This window comes from Stutzerimonas sp. C6.4V (assembly GCF_058536345.1).
In genome coordinates, this window is record NZ_JBZUBM010000001.1 from 2,123,893 (window position 1) to 2,140,313 (window position 16,421).

General features: G+C 57.9%; 12 protein-coding genes. 8 read left to right on the plus strand and 4 right to left on the minus strand.

Annotation, left to right across the window (positions count from 1 at the left end; genetic code table 11):
* Positions 1 to 47 precede the first annotated feature (47 nt).
* Positions 48 to 1,949, minus strand: a complete 1,902-nt coding sequence (locus AC4LFW_RS09920) for an ATP-binding cassette domain-containing protein (RefSeq protein WP_491818884.1) — start codon at positions 1,947 to 1,949, stop codon at positions 48 to 50.
* A 268-nt stretch (positions 1,950 to 2,217) separates the two neighbouring features.
* Here AC4LFW_RS09920 and AC4LFW_RS09925 point away from each other — a divergent pair, with 268 nt between their 5' ends.
* On the plus strand, positions 2,218 to 4,143 hold the full coding sequence (locus tag AC4LFW_RS09925) for a transglycosylase SLT domain-containing protein (protein WP_491818885.1): 1,926 nt from the start codon (positions 2,218 to 2,220) through the stop codon (positions 4,141 to 4,143).
* Between the two features lie 261 nt (positions 4,144 to 4,404).
* Here the strand turns inward: AC4LFW_RS09925 and AC4LFW_RS09930 are convergent, their stop codons facing one another.
* From AC4LFW_RS09930 to yegS, 3 genes are all read right to left on the minus strand, one after another.
* Positions 4,405 to 5,208 carry an MOSC domain-containing protein gene (locus tag AC4LFW_RS09930; protein ID WP_491818886.1) on the minus strand — a complete coding sequence of 268 codons (804 nt, stop codon included), beginning with the start codon at positions 5,206 to 5,208 and terminating at the stop codon, positions 4,405 to 4,407.
* A gap of 28 nt (positions 5,209 to 5,236) precedes the next feature.
* A complete protein-coding gene (locus AC4LFW_RS09935) occupies positions 5,237 to 6,169 on the minus strand; it encodes a chemotaxis protein CheV (RefSeq protein WP_491818887.1) in 933 nt (310 codons plus the stop codon).
* 145 nt (positions 6,170 to 6,314) lie between these two features.
* Complete coding sequence (gene yegS / locus AC4LFW_RS09940; RefSeq protein WP_491818888.1) at positions 6,315 to 7,244, minus strand: lipid kinase YegS; 930 nt, start codon at positions 7,242 to 7,244, stop codon at positions 6,315 to 6,317.
* A 370-nt stretch (positions 7,245 to 7,614) separates the two neighbouring features.
* On the opposite strand from yegS, the gene AC4LFW_RS09945 reads away from it, so the two are divergent.
* The 7 genes from AC4LFW_RS09945 to AC4LFW_RS09975 all read left to right on the plus strand — a co-directional run bounded on the left by AC4LFW_RS09945 (position 7,615) and on the right by AC4LFW_RS09975 (position 16,336).
* Entirely contained in the window at positions 7,615 to 9,051 is a 1,437-nt protein-coding gene (locus AC4LFW_RS09945; protein ID WP_491818889.1) for an undecaprenyl-phosphate glucose phosphotransferase, read from the plus strand.
* Between the two features lie 157 nt (positions 9,052 to 9,208).
* Positions 9,209 to 9,646, plus strand: coding sequence for a low molecular weight protein-tyrosine-phosphatase (locus AC4LFW_RS09950; RefSeq protein ID WP_491818890.1), 438 nt, complete (start codon positions 9,209 to 9,211; stop codon positions 9,644 to 9,646).
* Positions 9,647 to 9,661: 15 nt separating this feature from the next.
* Positions 9,662 to 11,872 (plus strand): polysaccharide biosynthesis tyrosine autokinase, encoded by a 2,211-nt coding sequence (locus AC4LFW_RS09955; RefSeq protein ID WP_491818891.1) that lies wholly within the window; start codon positions 9,662 to 9,664, stop codon positions 11,870 to 11,872.
* Positions 11,873 to 12,059: 187 nt separating this feature from the next.
* Positions 12,060 to 13,097 carry a glycoside hydrolase family 5 protein gene (locus tag AC4LFW_RS09960; protein ID WP_491818892.1) on the plus strand — a complete coding sequence of 346 codons (1,038 nt, stop codon included), beginning with the start codon at positions 12,060 to 12,062 and terminating at the stop codon, positions 13,095 to 13,097.
* Between the two features lie 387 nt (positions 13,098 to 13,484).
* On the plus strand, positions 13,485 to 14,741 hold the full coding sequence (locus AC4LFW_RS09965; RefSeq protein ID WP_491818893.1) for a hypothetical protein: 1,257 nt from the start codon (positions 13,485 to 13,487) through the stop codon (positions 14,739 to 14,741).
* On the plus strand, positions 14,701 to 15,585 hold the full coding sequence (locus AC4LFW_RS09970) for a glycosyltransferase family 2 protein (protein ID WP_491818894.1): 885 nt from the start codon (positions 14,701 to 14,703) through the stop codon (positions 15,583 to 15,585). The genes AC4LFW_RS09965 and AC4LFW_RS09970 overlap by 41 nt, the downstream gene beginning before the upstream one ends.
* Entirely contained in the window at positions 15,575 to 16,336 is a 762-nt protein-coding gene (locus tag AC4LFW_RS09975) for a WecB/TagA/CpsF family glycosyltransferase (protein ID WP_491818895.1), read from the plus strand. Before AC4LFW_RS09970 ends, AC4LFW_RS09975 begins: the two co-directional genes overlap by 11 nt.
* Positions 16,337 to 16,421 lie beyond the last annotated feature (85 nt).

Below are 16,421 nucleotides of genomic sequence, written 5' to 3' on the forward strand. Positions count from 1 at the left end.
CTCCGCACGCTCTTTCCATCCAGCGTGCAGGTCCGTCCGTGGTCGCTTCAGCCTTCAAGCTCGGCCCAGCGCTCGAGCAATTCGTCGAGCTCCTTCTGCTGCGCCTCGAGTTTGGCTATGGTTGCTCCGGTCCGCTCGGCAGTCTGCTGGTAGAAGGCTGGCTGCGCCATTTCCTCTGTCAGCGCGGCGATGGACTTCTCGACTGCATCAATCTTGCCAGGCAAGGCTTCCAGTTCGCGCTGCACCTTGTAGCTCAGCCTCTTCTTCGCAGGCTCGGCTGGAGCCTGAGCGGCTGACGGCTTGGATGGCGTCGCTTCGGGTTTTGCCTCCTTACCCTCGCCGACACCCAGCAGCCTTACCGAACCACCCTGGCGTAGCCAATCCTGATAGCCGCCGACGTATTCGCGTACAACCCCGTTGCCCTCGAAGACCAGGGTGCTGGTAACCACGTTGTCGAGGAATGCCCGGTCATGGCTGACCATCAGTACCGTCCCCTGGAAACTCAGCAGCACCTCTTCGAGGAGTTCGAGCGTCTCCACATCAAGATCGTTGGTCGGTTCATCGAGTACGAGCAGGTTGGCGGGCTTGCTGAACAGTTTGGCGAGCAAGAGCCGTGCCCGCTCGCCCCCGGAGAGCGCCTTGACCGGTGTACGGGCGCGCTGGGGACTGAACAGGAAATCCCCAAGGTAGCTGAGCACGTGACGATTCTGACCGTCGATGGTGATGAAGTCGCGTCCCTCGGCGACGTTATCGACTACCGTCTTTTCCAGCTCCAGCTGGTGACGCAATTGGTCGAAATATGCCACTTCCAGCTTGGTTCCCGCTTCGACGGTGCCGCTGGTGGGCTGCAGATCACCCAGCAGCAGCTTGAGCAGGGTGGTCTTGCCGGTGCCATTGGCGCCTAGCAAGCCGATCCGATCGCCCCGCTGCAGTACCATCGAAAAATCACGAATGAGCAGCTCGCCGCCTGGATGACCGAAACTCGCGTGCTCGACCACAATGACCTGCTTGCCGGACTTCTCGGCGGCATCGATCTGGATGTTGGCCTTGCCCTGATGCTCGCGTCGCTCACCGCGCTCGGCACGAAGCGCCTTGAGGGCACGTACGCGTCCTTCGTTACGGGTACGACGGGCCTTGATGCCCTGGCGGATCCACACTTCCTCCTGGGCCAGTTTCTTGTCGAATAGCGCATTGGCGGTTTCTTCGGCCGCCAGCTGCTGCTCCTTATGCACCAGAAAGCTGGCATAGTCGCCGTTCCAGTCGATCATGTGGCCACGATCCAGCTCGAGAATGCGGGTAGCCAGGTTCTGCAGGAACGCGCGGTCGTGGGTGATGAACAGCACGGCACCGCCGAACCCCATCAGTGCCTCTTCCAACCAGGCAATCGCGCCGATGTCCAGATGGTTGGTGGGCTCGTCGAGCAACAGCAGGTCAGGCTCGGAAACCAGTGCCTGCGCCAGCAACACACGCCGGCGCCAACCGCCGGACATTTCGGCCAAGGTCTTCTCCGCAGGCAGCTGCAAGCGGCTCAAGGTACTGTCGACCAACTGCTGCAAACGCCAGCCATCCTTGGCTTCCAGTTCCTGTTGGACGTGCATGAGCTTGTCGAGGTCTGCCTCATTCTGGATGTTCTGGCTCAGATGGTGGTAATCGGCGAGCAGCTGACCCACCCCGGCCAGCCCCTCGGCTACCACATCGAATACCGTGCGGTTGTCTGCAACCGGCAACTCCTGTGGCAATTCGCCGATCTTCAGCCCAGGGGCCCGCCAGACTTCGCCTTCATCGGGCAGCTGGCTACCCTTGACCAGACTGAGCATGCTGGATTTGCCGGTCCCGTTACGGCCGATGATGCAAACCCGCTCACCTCGCGCAATCTGCCAGGACACTCCATCGAGCAATGGATTGTTGCCATAGGCGAGGGACACATCGGTCAACTTGAGCAGGGTCATGACTACCTCCACGAAACAGGGCGCGCATTCTAGCAGAAGGCGCCGCTCAACCGGACTGGCCTGGTAGCCTGCAATCCGCTTCAGACGAGACTTGCGCCGGCTTCGGTACTGTTTGTCGGCAAGCCGGGGCAGGCACGGGCGAGCATCGGCATCACGCTCGTCGGAAGTTTCGCTTTGATGGTTCCCAGCGATTAATCCTCGTTTAACTGCCCGACTGGCCAAGCTAAGCTAGCCGCTGAAATTCCCAGCACCCCTCTTCGGAAGTCTCATGCGCGGTCGACTCTCCAGTATCTGTATTTGTCTTTTGGCCCTACTCACTTTCCAGACTACCCAAGCGGCAAATCTTGAACAGCAACGTCAGCTTTACGACGAAGCCAAACGGGCACTGGCCAAGGGTGACAGCGGGCCATACCGACGCAACGCCGCTGCGCTGCGTGACTATCCGCTTGAGCCTTATCTTGCCTATGACGACCTGACGGCGCGGCTCAAGACCGCCAGCAACGATGAAGTGGAGCAGTTCCTTGCCGACCACGGCGATCTTCCCCAGGCGAGCTGGATGAAACTGCGCTGGCTGCGGCTGCTCGCCGCACGCGGCGATTGGCAACCTTTCGTGGCCCATTACGATCCCGCCATGAATTTCACCGAGCTGGACTGCCTGTTTGGCCAGTATCAGCTGCTCAGTGGACAAAGCGAACAGGGCTACGCCACGGCCGAGAAACTCTGGTTGGTCGGCAAGTCGCAGCACAACGCTTGCGATGCGCTGTTCGAGCGCTGGGAGAAGGACGGGCAACTAACCGAGGAGTTGCGCTGGAAGCGCGCCAAGCTCGCCGTAGAGACAGGCAATTACAGCCTGGCCAATTTCCTGGTGAAAAATCTGCCGACGCTCAAGCGCCAGGGCGAGCTCTTGATCGAAGTCGCGAAGAAGCCGCAACTGCTGAGCCAGTCTGATCGTTTCACACCCTCCACCCAGGCCATGGCCGATGTAGTGTCGCTCGGTCTGCGTCGGCTTGCGCGTCAGGATCCGGAAAAGGCCTTGGATTTGCTTGATGGTTACGCCCGTCGGCTGTCGTTCTCTTCGGATGAGCGGGTCGCCATCGCACGTCAGATCGGGCTGACCCTGGCCAAGCGCTTCGACCCACGTGCGCTGAAGGTGATGGCCGAATACGACCCCGACCTGCGTGACAATACTGTCAGCGAATGGAGAGCGCGGCTGCTGTTGCGCATGGGACGGTGGAAAGAAGCCCATGAACTGACGCAGCGTTTCCCCGATGAGCTCGCCAACACCAACCGGTGGCGCTACTGGAAAGCTCGCAGCATGGAACTGGCCCACCCCAACGACGAGGAGGCCGCTCGCCTGTACCAGCCTGTCGCCAGTGAACGGGATTTCTACGGTTTCCTTTCGGCAGACCGGATCCAGGCACCCTATCGGCTTAATCATCAGCCATTGGCGCTCGAACCAAAGCTTATCCAGAAAGTGCGTAACACTGCCGGTATTCGTCGCGCCTTGGAATTCCATGCACGGGGCCAGATCGTCGACGGCCGTCGCGAGTGGTACCACGCCAGCCGCCGATTCAGCCGTGACGAATTGGTTGCCCAGGCACGCCTGGCCTTCGACCAACAATGGTATTTCCCGGCAATCCGTACGATCAGCCAGGCCCAGTACTGGGACGATCTGGACATCCGTTTTCCCATGGCCTATCGCAGCAGCCTGGTCAGTGCCGCCAAGGCACGGGAGATTCATCCAAGCTGGGTATTTGCCATTACTCGCCAGGAAAGTGCCTTCATGACCGATGCTCGATCGGGGGTCGGCGCCAGCGGGTTGATGCAGCTCATGCCGGCCACGGCAAGGGAAACCGCGAAGCGGTTCAATATCCCACTGGCCTCGTCACAACAGGTGCTGGATCCCGATACAAACATTCAGTTGGGTGCCGCCTATCTCAGCCAGATCTATGGGCAGTTCAAGGGCAACCGGGTGCTTGCTTCCGCAGCGTATAACGCAGGTCCGGGTAGGGTTCGCCAGTGGTTGAAGGATGCACGGCACCTGCCTTTTGATGTCTGGGTGGAAAACATCCCTTTCGATGAAACCCGCCAGTACGTACAGAATGTGCTCACCTATTCGGTGATCTACGGGCAGAAACTCAATGCACCTCAGCCGCTGGTCGAGTGGCATGAACGCTATTTCGAAAGCCAGTAGGAGACGATGCTCGCTCATATCTGGACTTGTTCAGCCCGGCGACCGGGCTGGATGAAAGCCAGCGTTGCCTGTGGCCAGCTTCACTATGCAGTGGTGAACAGGCGAGCAATACAGCCATTTAAAACGCTGCGTGCGACGGCCAGGCATGATACATCCCAGCCTATGACGGAATGAGCGAAGCAGTTTGCCCGGGCTCGCAATGAACCTGTTTGAACCCTGCTCAACCGGGCGCAGTTGGACAACGATCCCTTTGCGGCCTCGCTACTCCAGGATTTCAACCGACATACCCTGCCTCAGGTGGCCGGTACTCTCGGCAATCAGGTTCTGCCCAAAGAATACGCCGCCCTCACGCTTGCGGTACGTCATCAGGGTTGCCAGCGGTTCGCGGTCGGCGCTGCGTTCGGCAGTGCGCGGATCGATGGTGGGGATGATGCAACGCGAGCAGGGCTTGACCACGCGAAACTCGATGGTGCCGATGCGGATACGCCGCCAGCTGTCCTCGGCATAGGGATCTGCACCCGCAACCACCAGATTCGGGCGGAAGCGGCTCATGTCGAAGAGACGTCCAACGCGGGCCGACAGGTCGTCGAGCGAAGCCTGGCCAATCAACAGGAAAGGAAAGCCGTCACTGAAGGATGTCTGCTCACCGGCACGGGCGAAGTCGCGGTCGACCTGGATACCGCGAGTAGCCGGCAGATACACAAGCCGACAGGGGCGTCCAAGCAAGCGAGTCAGCCAGAAACCTGCACAGTCTCCGGCATCTGGTACTTGTATCGATTCACGCCAGATGACTGCGCCACGCTCGGCCTGCGATGCATCGGGAACCTCGACCAGCAAGGGTTCGAGTCCGGGCGCCTCGAGCTGCAATACGCTATCGTCCCGCCATCGCGCCTGCAGCAATGCCATCTGCGGCAACACGCGCTGGGTCAGGAAGTTTCCCGTCTCGGCGTCGATAACCATCCAGCGGCGATCACCCATCAATCCGAGCTTATCGGTGCTCCCCTCCTCCAGCATTTCAGCGGAGCCGGACTTGAGGGGGTAGCGGTAAAGTGACGACAGATGCATGCGACAGCCCCCCCGGAGTGATTGACGATCAGCGCTTTTCATCCAGCAACAGGCGTTCCCGGACCACGTCGACCAATTTCTCCGGCTGAAACTTGGAAAGGAAGTTGTCGCAACCGACTTTCTGCACCATCGCCAGGTTGAAGCTACCCGATAAGGAAGTATGCAGAACGACATGGAGATCGCGCAGACGTGGGTCGTTGCGTATCTCTGTGGTCAGGCGATAGCCGTCCATTTCCGGCATTTCTGCGTCCGTGAACACCATCAGCAGTCGTTCGGTGAGCACATCGCCAGCATCAGCCCAGGCCTGCAGCTTGCGCAATCCCTTCATGCCATCGCTGGCGGTATGGACGGTAACCCCGAGCTGACTCAGGGTTTCACGCAACTGCGACAAGGCGACGGTTGAGTCATCTACACAGAGCACCTCGCGACCCCGCGCGCGTTCCAGCACAGGGTCTGTGAGGCGGTCCGGCGAAATGCTGGTGTCGTACGGGACGATTTCAGCCAGGACCTTCTCCACATCGATGACCTCTACCAGTTGGTCTTCGACCTTGGTGATAGCGGTCAGGTAGTGCTGGCGACCTGCCGTGGCCGGGGGCGGCAGAACCTCTTCCCAGTTGAGGTTGAGGATGCGATCCACGCCGCCAACCAGAAAGGCCTGAATAGACCGATTGTATTCGGTGACGATAATGGTGCTGCGCTCATCCGGGACCAGCGGGCGCAGCCCGATGGCACGCGAGAGATCGATGACAGGCAACGTCTGCCCGCGCAGATTGACAACCCCGCATACGGAATTGTGCCGATGCGGCATCAGCGTCATCTTTGGCAGTTGTACCACTTCCTGCACCTTGAACACGTTTATCGCAAACTTCTGTCGGCCCGAAAGCCTGAACATGAGGATTTCCAGACGATTCTGCCCCACCAACCGGGTGCGTTGATCGACTGAATCTAGAATGCCGGCCATTGCGGGCTCCTTGTTGACTGCAGGGACTAATGGGCTATCGGCAGAGAGTCGCGGCGCTTTATCCGGCCACGCAACTATTTACCGGCCCATCATCAACCCGAACCCAGCAAGGCGCAATGCCATTACGCTTTGCCGACTAGACCATTCAGCAAGCCGCCTCGCTTTCGACAGAAAGCGGCTCGTTTAGCAAGAGGGGGCTATCGACGGGCAGGTGCACCTTCAGACATCCGGGCCGCACGGTGAACCTCATCCGCTTCGCCGAAGAAGGTTCACCGTCAAGGTTGATATCGATCTCGACAGGGCCGTCCACTTCGAGCCAGGGAACCCGCGCTTTTACCGAAACGGCATCTACCCCGCGCAGCCCACCGCTCAGCAGTGTTCCCAAGGTGCCTACTGCATCGGGCGGTGCCGGAACGATGCAAACATCCAGCAAGCCATCATTCACGGATGCCTGTGGGCAGAGCTGTTGGCCTCCTCCGGCCTGGCGACCATTGCCAATACCCAGGGCAAGGAATTCACCCTCCCAGGCAAAGTCCGGCCCAACGAAATGGCCCCAGGCGGCGTGAAGCTCGCTGAATCGTGACAAGCCGGTCAGGAGATACGCGCCTCCACCCAGGACTCGCTTGAGATCTTCGGAGGTGGTTGCGGTGACCCTGGAACCAAAGCCACCAGTTGCCATGTTCAGGAATGGCTCACCGTTCATTTCGCCCACATCGACCAGGACTGGCTCGCGATCGAGCAGCGTCAGCGCCTCGAAGGGCTCCAGCGGGATATCCGCTGCGTGGGCGAAATCGTTCGCCGTGCCAAGCGGCAGCAATGCCAGGCTCGCGTCCACGCCGGTTTCCAGCAAGGCCTGGACGACCTCGCGCAGCGTGCCATCTCCACCTCCCGCCACCAGCGTGCGATACCCCGCGGCCACGGCTTCATGAACAATGCGCCGGGTGTCTCCGGGTTCCCAGGTGACACGCACTGCCAGCTCCCGCCCCAGCGCACGCCATTCCTTGACCGCGAAACGAACCTCTTCATTGAGCGCCTGTTTTCCATGCAGAACGAGCAGCGCATTCGGGTGATTCATGCCTGAGGCTTCCAGTCTGTAACTTCGAAAGATAGGACCCGTCACGCCATCGGAAAGTTGTGAAGCAGCTTCAGCCAAAGGGTTAAGCCGCCCCCTCGACCCGAGGACCATCGGTCAGCCCAGGCGCCGCGCCGCGCTGCCCCTTCCGCTGGGAATCGACGGAATATTCCTTACAGATCAGTAGGTTAACCAGGTCATTTAATTCTTTCTGTTTTTCGTCACTTTCGCGCATTCGGATGAACTCATCTCGCGGCCGACGGTCGGAGCATTGTCCAGATAAAGGTTGCAGTAGCGGCCTGCCATCAAAACCGCGGATAGCGGCGATCAAATCGAGTATTGAGCTAGCGATAGCTGAAGGAAGGAGCCTTGTATGCGCTTACAGTCCGTTGGAACACTTGAGTATGCTCACCCCAGTTTTGTCGATTACTTTCTAGCCAGTGTCCGCCTGATACATGGCCTGACCGCTGTATTGCCGGGCGTACTGCTGTTGCTTTTCCTTCCTTTGGAGCTACCGGTAGGCGGCGGCACCTTCAGTACCTTCCTGGTGTTCTTCGCTGTAATCAGCGTAGTGATCTTCCAGTCCGTCGGCATATACAGCGAAGAAGTCTTCAGCACGCTGCTGCGCTTTCGCACGATGCTGGTTGCGTGGGCCGCAGCATTCAGCCTGCTCATCTTCATGCATCAGGGGCTGGGCATGTTCAGCTACCTCGAAGCCAAGCACCTGACCTTCTGGTTTGCCACCAGTACCGTTCTGTTTGGTGCCGAGCGCCTGATGATGCTCGCACTGTTCCGCCGACTGATGTCAAAAGGCGTCTATCTGCAGAACGCAGTCATCCTCGGCGGCACGGACAACGGTGTCCGCGTGGCGGAGTATCTGGCCCACCATCGCGATATTCGTACCGGTGTGCTCGGGTTCATCGACGACCGCCTGGAGCGCCTGCCGAAAACCCTTGCCGACCTGCCGCTCCTGGGCAATACCCGCGACCTGGAACAAATGATCCGCGAGGAAAAGGTCACGCAAGTGCTGGTTGCCCTGCCCTGGTTCGCCGACAGCCGCATCGGCCAGGTCATCAATGAGTTGCGCAAACTGCCAGTCAATGTGTTGCTGGTACCTGACATGGTTGCCTTTCGCCATGCAAACAAACGCATCACCGAAGTCGGCGGTCTTCCAACCCTCATCGCTTCGGATCTGCCTCTGCGCGGCTGGTCGCCGATGTTCAAGCGCATCGAGGACATCGTGCTGTCCAGCCTGGCTCTGCTTGCGGCCGCGCCGGTGATGTTGCTGCTCGCCCTGGCCATCAAGCTGGATTCCCCGGGCCCGGTCCTCTTCAAGCAGAAACGCTACGGCTACAACAACCGCTTGATCGAAGTCTTCAAGTTTCGCTCCATGTACCACGCCAAATCCGATGCCAATGCCGAGCGCCAGACTACCCGTGGTGATGATCGTATTACCCGTGTCGGTCGCTTCATTCGCAAGACCAGCCTCGACGAGCTTCCACAGTTGCTGAACGTGTTTCTTGGCAGTATGTCGATGGTCGGCCCCCGCCCCCACGCGACAGCAACCAAAGCGGCCGGCGTGCTGTTCGAAGACGCGGTCTCCGAGTACTCAGCGCGCCATCGGGTCAAGCCAGGCATTACCGGTTGGGCGCAGATCAACGGCTACCGCGGCGAAACGGACACCCTGGAAAAAATCGAGAAACGTGTCGAATTCGACCTGGATTACATCGAGCGCTGGTCCGTCTGGTTCGACATCTACATTCTGGCGCGTACCGTGCCAGCCCTGCTGTTCAACAAGGATGTGTATTGACTGCCACCCGCATAGCGAATCCATTGGCACACGCCTATTTTTCATGCGCGAGCGCAGCAGGACTGAACTTATGAAAAAGCCCATCATCAGATTTGCGGTCTGTAAAACGCAGGCCCTCCTCCAGCCCATTGATACGGGGCTGCTAGGCTAAATAATCATGTTCAAGAACATACTGATCGTCTGCGTCGGCAACGTGTGCCGAAGCCCGGCAGCCGAAGCGTTGCTCAAACACAAACTCAAGGAAAAAGGCCTGTCGATCAGCTCGGCCGGCATAGGTGCCCTGGTAGGCAAGCCAATGGACAAGAACGCACACGAAGTGCTGAAAGAACACGGACTGGAACTCCTTAGCCACCGCGCCAGACAGGTCGATAGCGCCATGCTGCATCAGGCGGATCTCATTCTTGCCATGGAGCAGAGCCATATCCAGCACATCCGCCAGATAGCCCCGGAGGTACATGGCAAGACCTTCCTGATCGGCAAATGGCTGGACGACACGGAGATCCCTGACCCTTTCCGTCAATCCAAGCCTGCCTTCGAACACGTTCACAGCCTTCTGACACAGTCCGTTGAAAGCTGGCTTCCTTACCTGAAATAAGAAGAAGGACCTTCGATGACCACCATGCCACGACCCATATACGAGACTAAAGAGGAAAAAGACATTGATCTGGCCCACCTCTTTGACACCTTCCTGAACAATCGGGGACTCATCCTCACTATAACCGGATTCTTTGCCGCGCTCGGTATCGCCTATGCGCTGCTGGCCACACCGGTCTATCTGGCGAGCGCGATGATTCAGATCCAGGCGAAAGGCGGATTGCCGAGCCTGACGGACGTGGTTGGCACGGCGCCAGCCGTCTCGCCGGCACAGACTGAAATAGCCCTGCTCAAGTCGCGCTCGGTCGTAGGCGGTGCCGTTGAAGACCTGAATCTCGACATCATCATCAAACCCCACCATTTCCCGGTGATCGGCGGCTACGTCTACCGCAAGTTCGAGCCCACCGAGGAGAATCAGCTGGGCTGGTATCCGGAAGGGTTCGAGTCCTATGCTTGGGGTGGCGAGTCGCTGCGTGTCACGCAGCTGATCGTCCCGGACAAGATGCATGGTGAAGAACTGACGCTGGAAGCTGCTGAAAACAACGGCTTTATCCTGCGCGACACCGATGGCGAAGTGGTTGTTCAAGGCATCGTGGGCGAACCCATCGAGACGCCTGACTACGGCATCACCGTGGCGGAGCTGAACGCGCGCCCCGGAACCACCTTCACCGTCATTAAAAACCGTACCTACGCCACCACCGAAGACTATCAGGCTCGACTGAATGCCGGCGAACGCGGCAAGCAGTCCGGCATCCTCAACGTCACCCTGGAGGATACCGACCCGCAAAAGGCAGTCGAGGTGCTTGAGGCGGTCGCACAGCGCTACGTCGACCAGAACATCGCCCGCAATGCGGCCGAGGCGACGCAGAGCCTGGAATTCCTGAGCGAACAGGTACCGGAAGTTCGCAAGAAACTCGACGCCGCGCAAACGGCCTTGAACGAATTCCAGACCGGCAATCGCTCGGTGGACATTTCTGCTGAAACCCAATCGGTACTCGACCGCATCGTTGATCTCGAGAGCCAGATTTCCGAACAGAACCTCAAGCGCACCGAAATGGAAAGCCGGTTCACTCGCCAGCATCCGAACTTCCAGGCGCTGATGAATCAGATCAATCAGCTGCAAATGCAGAAGGCGGAGCTGGAAAAGCAGATCGGCACCCTGCCGTCCACTCAACAGGAACTGCTGCGACTGACCCGCGACGTCGATGTCTCGTCCGATACCTATTCGATGCTGCTGAACAAGACGCAGGAACTGGACATCATCCGCGCAGGCACCGTCGGCAATGTACGTATCGTCGACCATGCGGCAGCCGATATCGATGAACCGATCAAGCCAAACAAGCCGTTGATCGTCATTGTCGCTACCCTGCTCGGAGCGATCATCGCCGTAGCCTTCGTGTACGTCCGCGAAGCACTCAAGCGGGGCGTGGAGAACCCGGAAGACATCGAGCGCGTCGGCATCCCGGTATACGCAGCGATTCCGTTCAGCGAGAAGCAGGGGCTGCTGGAAAAGCGTCTGGCCAATTTCAAGCGTGACAAGAGCAGTGCCTCCTACCTGCTGACGATCAACGACCCGGCCGACCTTGCGACAGAAGCCATGCGCAGCCTGCGTACCAGCCTGCACTTCGCAATGATCGAAGCGAAAAACAATATCCTCATGATCACCGGCCCCAGCCCGGCGGTGGGTAAGTCGTTCGTGACCAGCAACCTTGCGGCCGTTGTGGCTCAGTCGGGTAAAAAGGTACTGCTGATCGATGCCGACATGCGCAAGGGCTACCTGCACAAGGTCATGCGCTGCCAGGGAGAAAAGGGTCTGTCGGATATTCTTTCGGGACGCATCACCCTGTTCGACGCCATCCAGAAAACCCAGCTGAACAACTTGCACGTGATCACCCACGGACAGCTTCCACCCAACCCGTCGGAACTCCTGATGCACGAGAACTTCTCGCGCTTCGTCAGGGAGATCAGCAGCATGTACGACCTGGTGATTTTCGATACACCACCGATCCTGGCCGTGACGGATGCTGCGCTGGTCGGCAGTCAGGCCGGCACCACCTTGATGGTGACCCGCTACGGCCTGAACGGTATCAAGGAAATCGAGTTCGCCAAGCGTCGCCTCGAACAGAACGGACTGATGGTCAAGGGCGTGATCTTCAACGCCGTTGTCCGCAAGGCCTCGACCTACAGCGAGTACGGTTACTACCAGTACGAGTATCAGAGCAAGTGATTGCATCACCTCGGTGTGTCAACGTACCGAGGTGATGGCACCGCTTTCTCGCCGGTTGATTCGCCCCGAGCGCTCAACAACCGCCTAACGATCGCACCCTGGATGATTCGCTCGTTGAACCATGTTCCGAGCGTGCCCACGTGCTGCGCTATTGATGAAGGTTACCTACATGAAATCGAGCCACCACATGACCAGAGCACTGTGGCTGATCATCGGCTTTACCCTGGCTAGCGCTGTCTCACTCGCCCATGCCCAGGCAACCGACGACGCCAAGGGTATCGACCTGATAGGGATCAACATGTCCGGAGCGAACTTTGCTCCCCATGTCACGCCTGGAAAGGTGGGCACGAACTACTTCTATCCTGACAAGAAATATTTCAAATACTACGCCGACAAGAACATCCGCCTGATCCGCTTCCCCTTTATCTGGGAACGCGTTCAGCACGACCTGAACAAAGGCGTTAACTTCGACCAGATTCGTCTACTTCGAAGGACTTTGGACTATGCCGCACAGCATGATCAAAAAATCATTCTGGATATGCACAACTATGGTCGCTACAAGGGCAAGCTGATCGGCTCAGCAGAAGTACCCTACAAGGCCTACGCGGATGTCTGGCGCAAGCTTGCCGAGACATTCAAGGGTCATCCGGCACTTTTCGGCTACGACATCATGAACGAGCCACACTCGACGAAGGGTCTCTGGCCTGGCGCCGCCCAAGCGGCAGTGGACGCGATTCGGGAGGTGGATGACCAGACCCTGATATTCGTCGAAGGTGACCGGTGGGCCAGCACCTTTCACTGGAGAAAGGTGAACGAGGACTTTCTCATAAACGACCCGGCAGACAAGATCATCTACGAAGGTCACGTCTACTTCGACAAGGACTTCTCCGGCCGTTACGCGAGCGATGAAACCGTCGATCCGATGCTGGGTGTTGAACGGGTGAAGCCTTTCATCGAGTGGCTCAAGGAACATGGGCAAAAAGGCTTCCTTGGGGAATACGGCGTGCCCGCGCAATCCGAATCCATGCTCACCGCCATGGACAACCTGCTCGGCTATCTCAACGAGCACTGCATACCCAGTGCCTACTGGGCAGGCGGCCCGGGATGGGGCGAATACGTAATGGCTATCGAGCCAATCAACGGCAAGGACCGTCCGCAAATGCGAGTTCTGCAGAAGCATGTCCCAAACGACTGCACCGAGTTCGGTCCGACGAGCGCTCAGTGATCGGCATGTGCTGATGCGGTCACGTTATGGCTAGCCCCAACTGGTTGGCCATGCTTAAACCGCTTCGGCCTTACGCCGGGTATCACCAGCACTGCGAACCTCGCCGTAGATTTCTCGATGATTGAAAAATCTCGAAATTTTACGCAACCCAGGTGCCGGACTGGTTGTCCAACGCGATGACCGATCACTTCGGGGTTAATACGAGCGGAGCTCGAACGCCCCTGCGCTATACGGCAACGCTTCACCCAAGCCATTGTTGGCGTTTGATAACCCAAGCCAGCAATCCGTAGGCACGACGCGTCATAGGCATCAACAGGGCACGAGAGAAAAGCTTGAGTTTGTTGCGACGTAGTTATTGGAAAGGTAAAGCACCTAAGGACTCAGGTGATGACAAGCATCAGCTCCAGATTCTTTTTTCTGCCATTGACCGTACTGGCAATCATCCTGCACTTCTCGGTGTTCGGAGACAGCACGCACAACCCCATCGGCTTCAAGTTCCTCAACGAGCTGTACCTGGCGGTCTGTCTTGGTGCTGCCGCGCTTCTGGTACTGGCAAGCACCGAGGATGCGTCCCGTGAATTTCGTATTCTCATGTACTACGCGGCATACAGTGTGGTGGTGTTCACCGTGCTTCCTGCCATCTTCTCGTTCTATACCTTCGGCCAGCCGATCACTTACGGTCTGATCGAGGAACGTAGGATCCTGTTTACTTTTGGTTTCGTCCCCTTGCTGCTGCTTTCCAAGCATGTCAGCACCCTGCAGTTCGAGCGCGCTCTGCTATATGCAGCACTGATTGCGGTGGTGCTGTCATGGGGGTTCAAATTCGGCCTGGTGCCGGACTTGCGGCAAGAGCAGACGTCCTGGGACCGCCCAGATCGCTCGTCTATCGGCCCGTTCCTGATCTGCTTTGCCTACTTCTATTGCATTCAGGTCTGGTCGAAAGGCACATCACCTATCAATGGTGACAGCCGAAGCCGTAATTTCTATCTGATCGTGGCGGCGATACTTCTGTTGACCCTTGTCTTCGCCACACAGACCCGCCAGCTCATCGCCCTGTGCCTGGCTTTCACGCTGTTTTGCCTGCGCGCCAAGGCCGTGGTATGGGCCGCGTCCCTGTGTGTGCTGCTTTCACCGTTCTATTTCTACCCGGAGTTGCTGGAAGTGCTGGGGCTGAACCTTGAATTCTACGAAAGCAGCCTCGACGGTGATGTGGAAGATGGCGTTCGTCCCCATACGATCGCGTCCGTTTTCAGCCATCTGAACCAGGTCAACTGGTTGCCTAGCGGCTCGTTATCGCTGATGTGGCAAGACGGATTCATTCCCTACTTTGGCGAACATTTCTTTCTTTCCGATATCGGCATCATCGGAACGTTGTTCCGCTTCGGTTTTCTAACCTTCCTCCTCGTACCGCTGACCCTCTACGTTTACAGACACATCGCCCGCAACATCAACCCTGAGATGAGTTTCACCTATTCCGTCATGCTCGCGTTCTTTGTGATCTGGCCTCTGAATGGTCTTTTCGAATATACGCAGCCCGTCATCTGCATGCTTTTCGTCATTCACGCTCTCAGAGCACGCTATCTTCGCAGCAAGGAACGAGTTCATGAACGTCGCACTTATTCTCAACTACAAAGCTGCTACTGAGACCATCAGTTGCGTCGAAAGCCTGCTCGCGCATTGCTTGACCATCGACCACATAGTTGTTGTCGACAATGATTCGCAGGACGGCTCCGCGCAGACGTTGCAGCAGTGGTTGGAAGCGAAGCCAACCTCAAAGGTGACGTTTCTCTGTAACCCCGAAAATAACGGGTACGCAGGCGGAAACAACTATGGCATGCGCTGGGCAATGCAAAACCTGGAGCCGACCTATTTCTGGGTCCTGAATAACGATACCTACGTCGAAAGCGACGCCTTTTCTCCCTTGCTGGAAGCCCTGAAGCAGCATGATCGTCAGTTCGTCGGCTCAGTCGTCCTGAGCGCCGATACCGGGCGCCTGGAGTGCTATGGAGGAGGTAAGCTCTACCCCATCCTCGGCAAGGCCCGCCTGCTCGGTAAAGACCAGAGCGTCGAAGCCATGCAGCTACAAAGCGTTGCCCATAGCCCGGATTACCTGATGGGCTGCAGCCTCGCTTTTTCAGCGGCCCTGACCAAGGAGATCGGGCTGATGGATGAAAGCTATTTCATGTATTTCGAAGAAGTGGATTGGCAATATCGCGCCAGGCGCTTTGGTGTTTCGATCAAGGTCATTCCGCAAAGCCGTCTGTTCCACTATGGCTCATTAAGCCTTGGTAACCGATCGGCGTTTTACCACTACTACCGAAACCGGGCAGCGACTCGTTTCAACAAGCGTTTTTATGGTCCGGTGTTCGCCCTCACATCCGCGTTCCTTTTATCAGCTGTTACCACGATCAAGGAATATCGAAACCCCACCCTCGTATGGTCGGGTATCAAGGGCGCCTTCAAGGGAGTAGCAATGAGTGTCAAGTGATACTACAGCGTTCGGAATCGACTTTTATTCTGGCAATAAGAAAGCATTATTGACCTGCATTCGCGAGGGCATCAGGCAGCCCTATTCGTATGTGGTGACACCCAATGTCGACCACCTCGTGCAGTTGGAAAGCGATGGCCAGCTGCGCCACGCCTACGCAAATGCCCGCTGGAGGCTATGTGACAGCCGTATTCTGCTTTCCTTGTTGCACCGCCTGGGTGTTCATTTGGACGAGGCTATCCCGGGTAGTGACCTGACGCTCGACTTACTGAAGTGGGCAGACAGGGATCGCCTGCGGGTGGTTCTGATCGGTTCGGTGACAAGCGAGGCCGAACGATTGCGGGCCCTCTACCCCGGCATCACGCTGCATCACTACAACCCTCCGATGGGATTTATCAAGAAGCCTGAAGAAGTGCAGCGGTGCCTGCGGTTCGTACGAGAAAACCCGTCTGACCTGGTGCTGTATGCGGTTGGAACCCCTCGCGGCGAGGTACTGGCGTCGATGACTCAGCCTCACGAGCGAGTTGGCATGGGCTTTTGCATTGGCGCTTCAATTTCCTTTGCGACCGGCACGATCAAACGCGCACCTCGTTGGATGCGAGAATCAAAGCTCGAGTGGCTTCATCGCATGTGTCTCGAACCACGTCGCCTTGCCAAGCGCTACCTTATCGACGCGATCTATATCGTCCCGGCCTTCCTGCGTGAAAAGAGCACCCGAGACAAGGCCAGCCCGGCAAAACAGGAGTCCTGACCAGGCATCACGACATTACAAGTTGTTCAAGTGAATTTCAGGCGGGACAGGCTCTTCATCATAGAACCCAACCCGCCTCGCCGCC

Excerpts from the sequence above, each read along its gene's own strand:
- AC4LFW_RS09920 (WP_491818884.1), bottom strand. The coding sequence starts at position 1,949 with ATGACCCTGCTCAAGTTGACCGATGTGTCCCTCGCCTATGGCAACAAT.
- AC4LFW_RS09925 (WP_491818885.1), top strand. The coding sequence starts at position 2,218 with ATGCGCGGTCGACTCTCCAGTATCTGTATTTGTCTTTTGGCCCTACTC.
- AC4LFW_RS09930 (WP_491818886.1), bottom strand. The coding sequence starts at position 5,208 with ATGCATCTGTCGTCACTTTACCGCTACCCCCTCAAGTCCGGCTCCGCT.
- AC4LFW_RS09935 (WP_491818887.1), bottom strand. The coding sequence starts at position 6,169 with ATGGCCGGCATTCTAGATTCAGTCGATCAACGCACCCGGTTGGTGGGG.
- yegS (WP_491818888.1), bottom strand. The coding sequence starts at position 7,244 with ATGAATCACCCGAATGCGCTGCTCGTTCTGCATGGAAAACAGGCGCTC.
- AC4LFW_RS09945 (WP_491818889.1), top strand. The coding sequence starts at position 7,615 with ATGCGCTTACAGTCCGTTGGAACACTTGAGTATGCTCACCCCAGTTTT.
- AC4LFW_RS09950 (WP_491818890.1), top strand. The coding sequence starts at position 9,209 with ATGTTCAAGAACATACTGATCGTCTGCGTCGGCAACGTGTGCCGAAGC.
- AC4LFW_RS09955 (WP_491818891.1), top strand. The coding sequence starts at position 9,662 with ATGACCACCATGCCACGACCCATATACGAGACTAAAGAGGAAAAAGAC.
- AC4LFW_RS09960 (WP_491818892.1), top strand. The coding sequence starts at position 12,060 with ATGACCAGAGCACTGTGGCTGATCATCGGCTTTACCCTGGCTAGCGCT.
- AC4LFW_RS09965 (WP_491818893.1), top strand. The coding sequence starts at position 13,485 with ATGACAAGCATCAGCTCCAGATTCTTTTTTCTGCCATTGACCGTACTG.
- AC4LFW_RS09970 (WP_491818894.1), top strand. The coding sequence starts at position 14,701 with ATGAACGTCGCACTTATTCTCAACTACAAAGCTGCTACTGAGACCATC.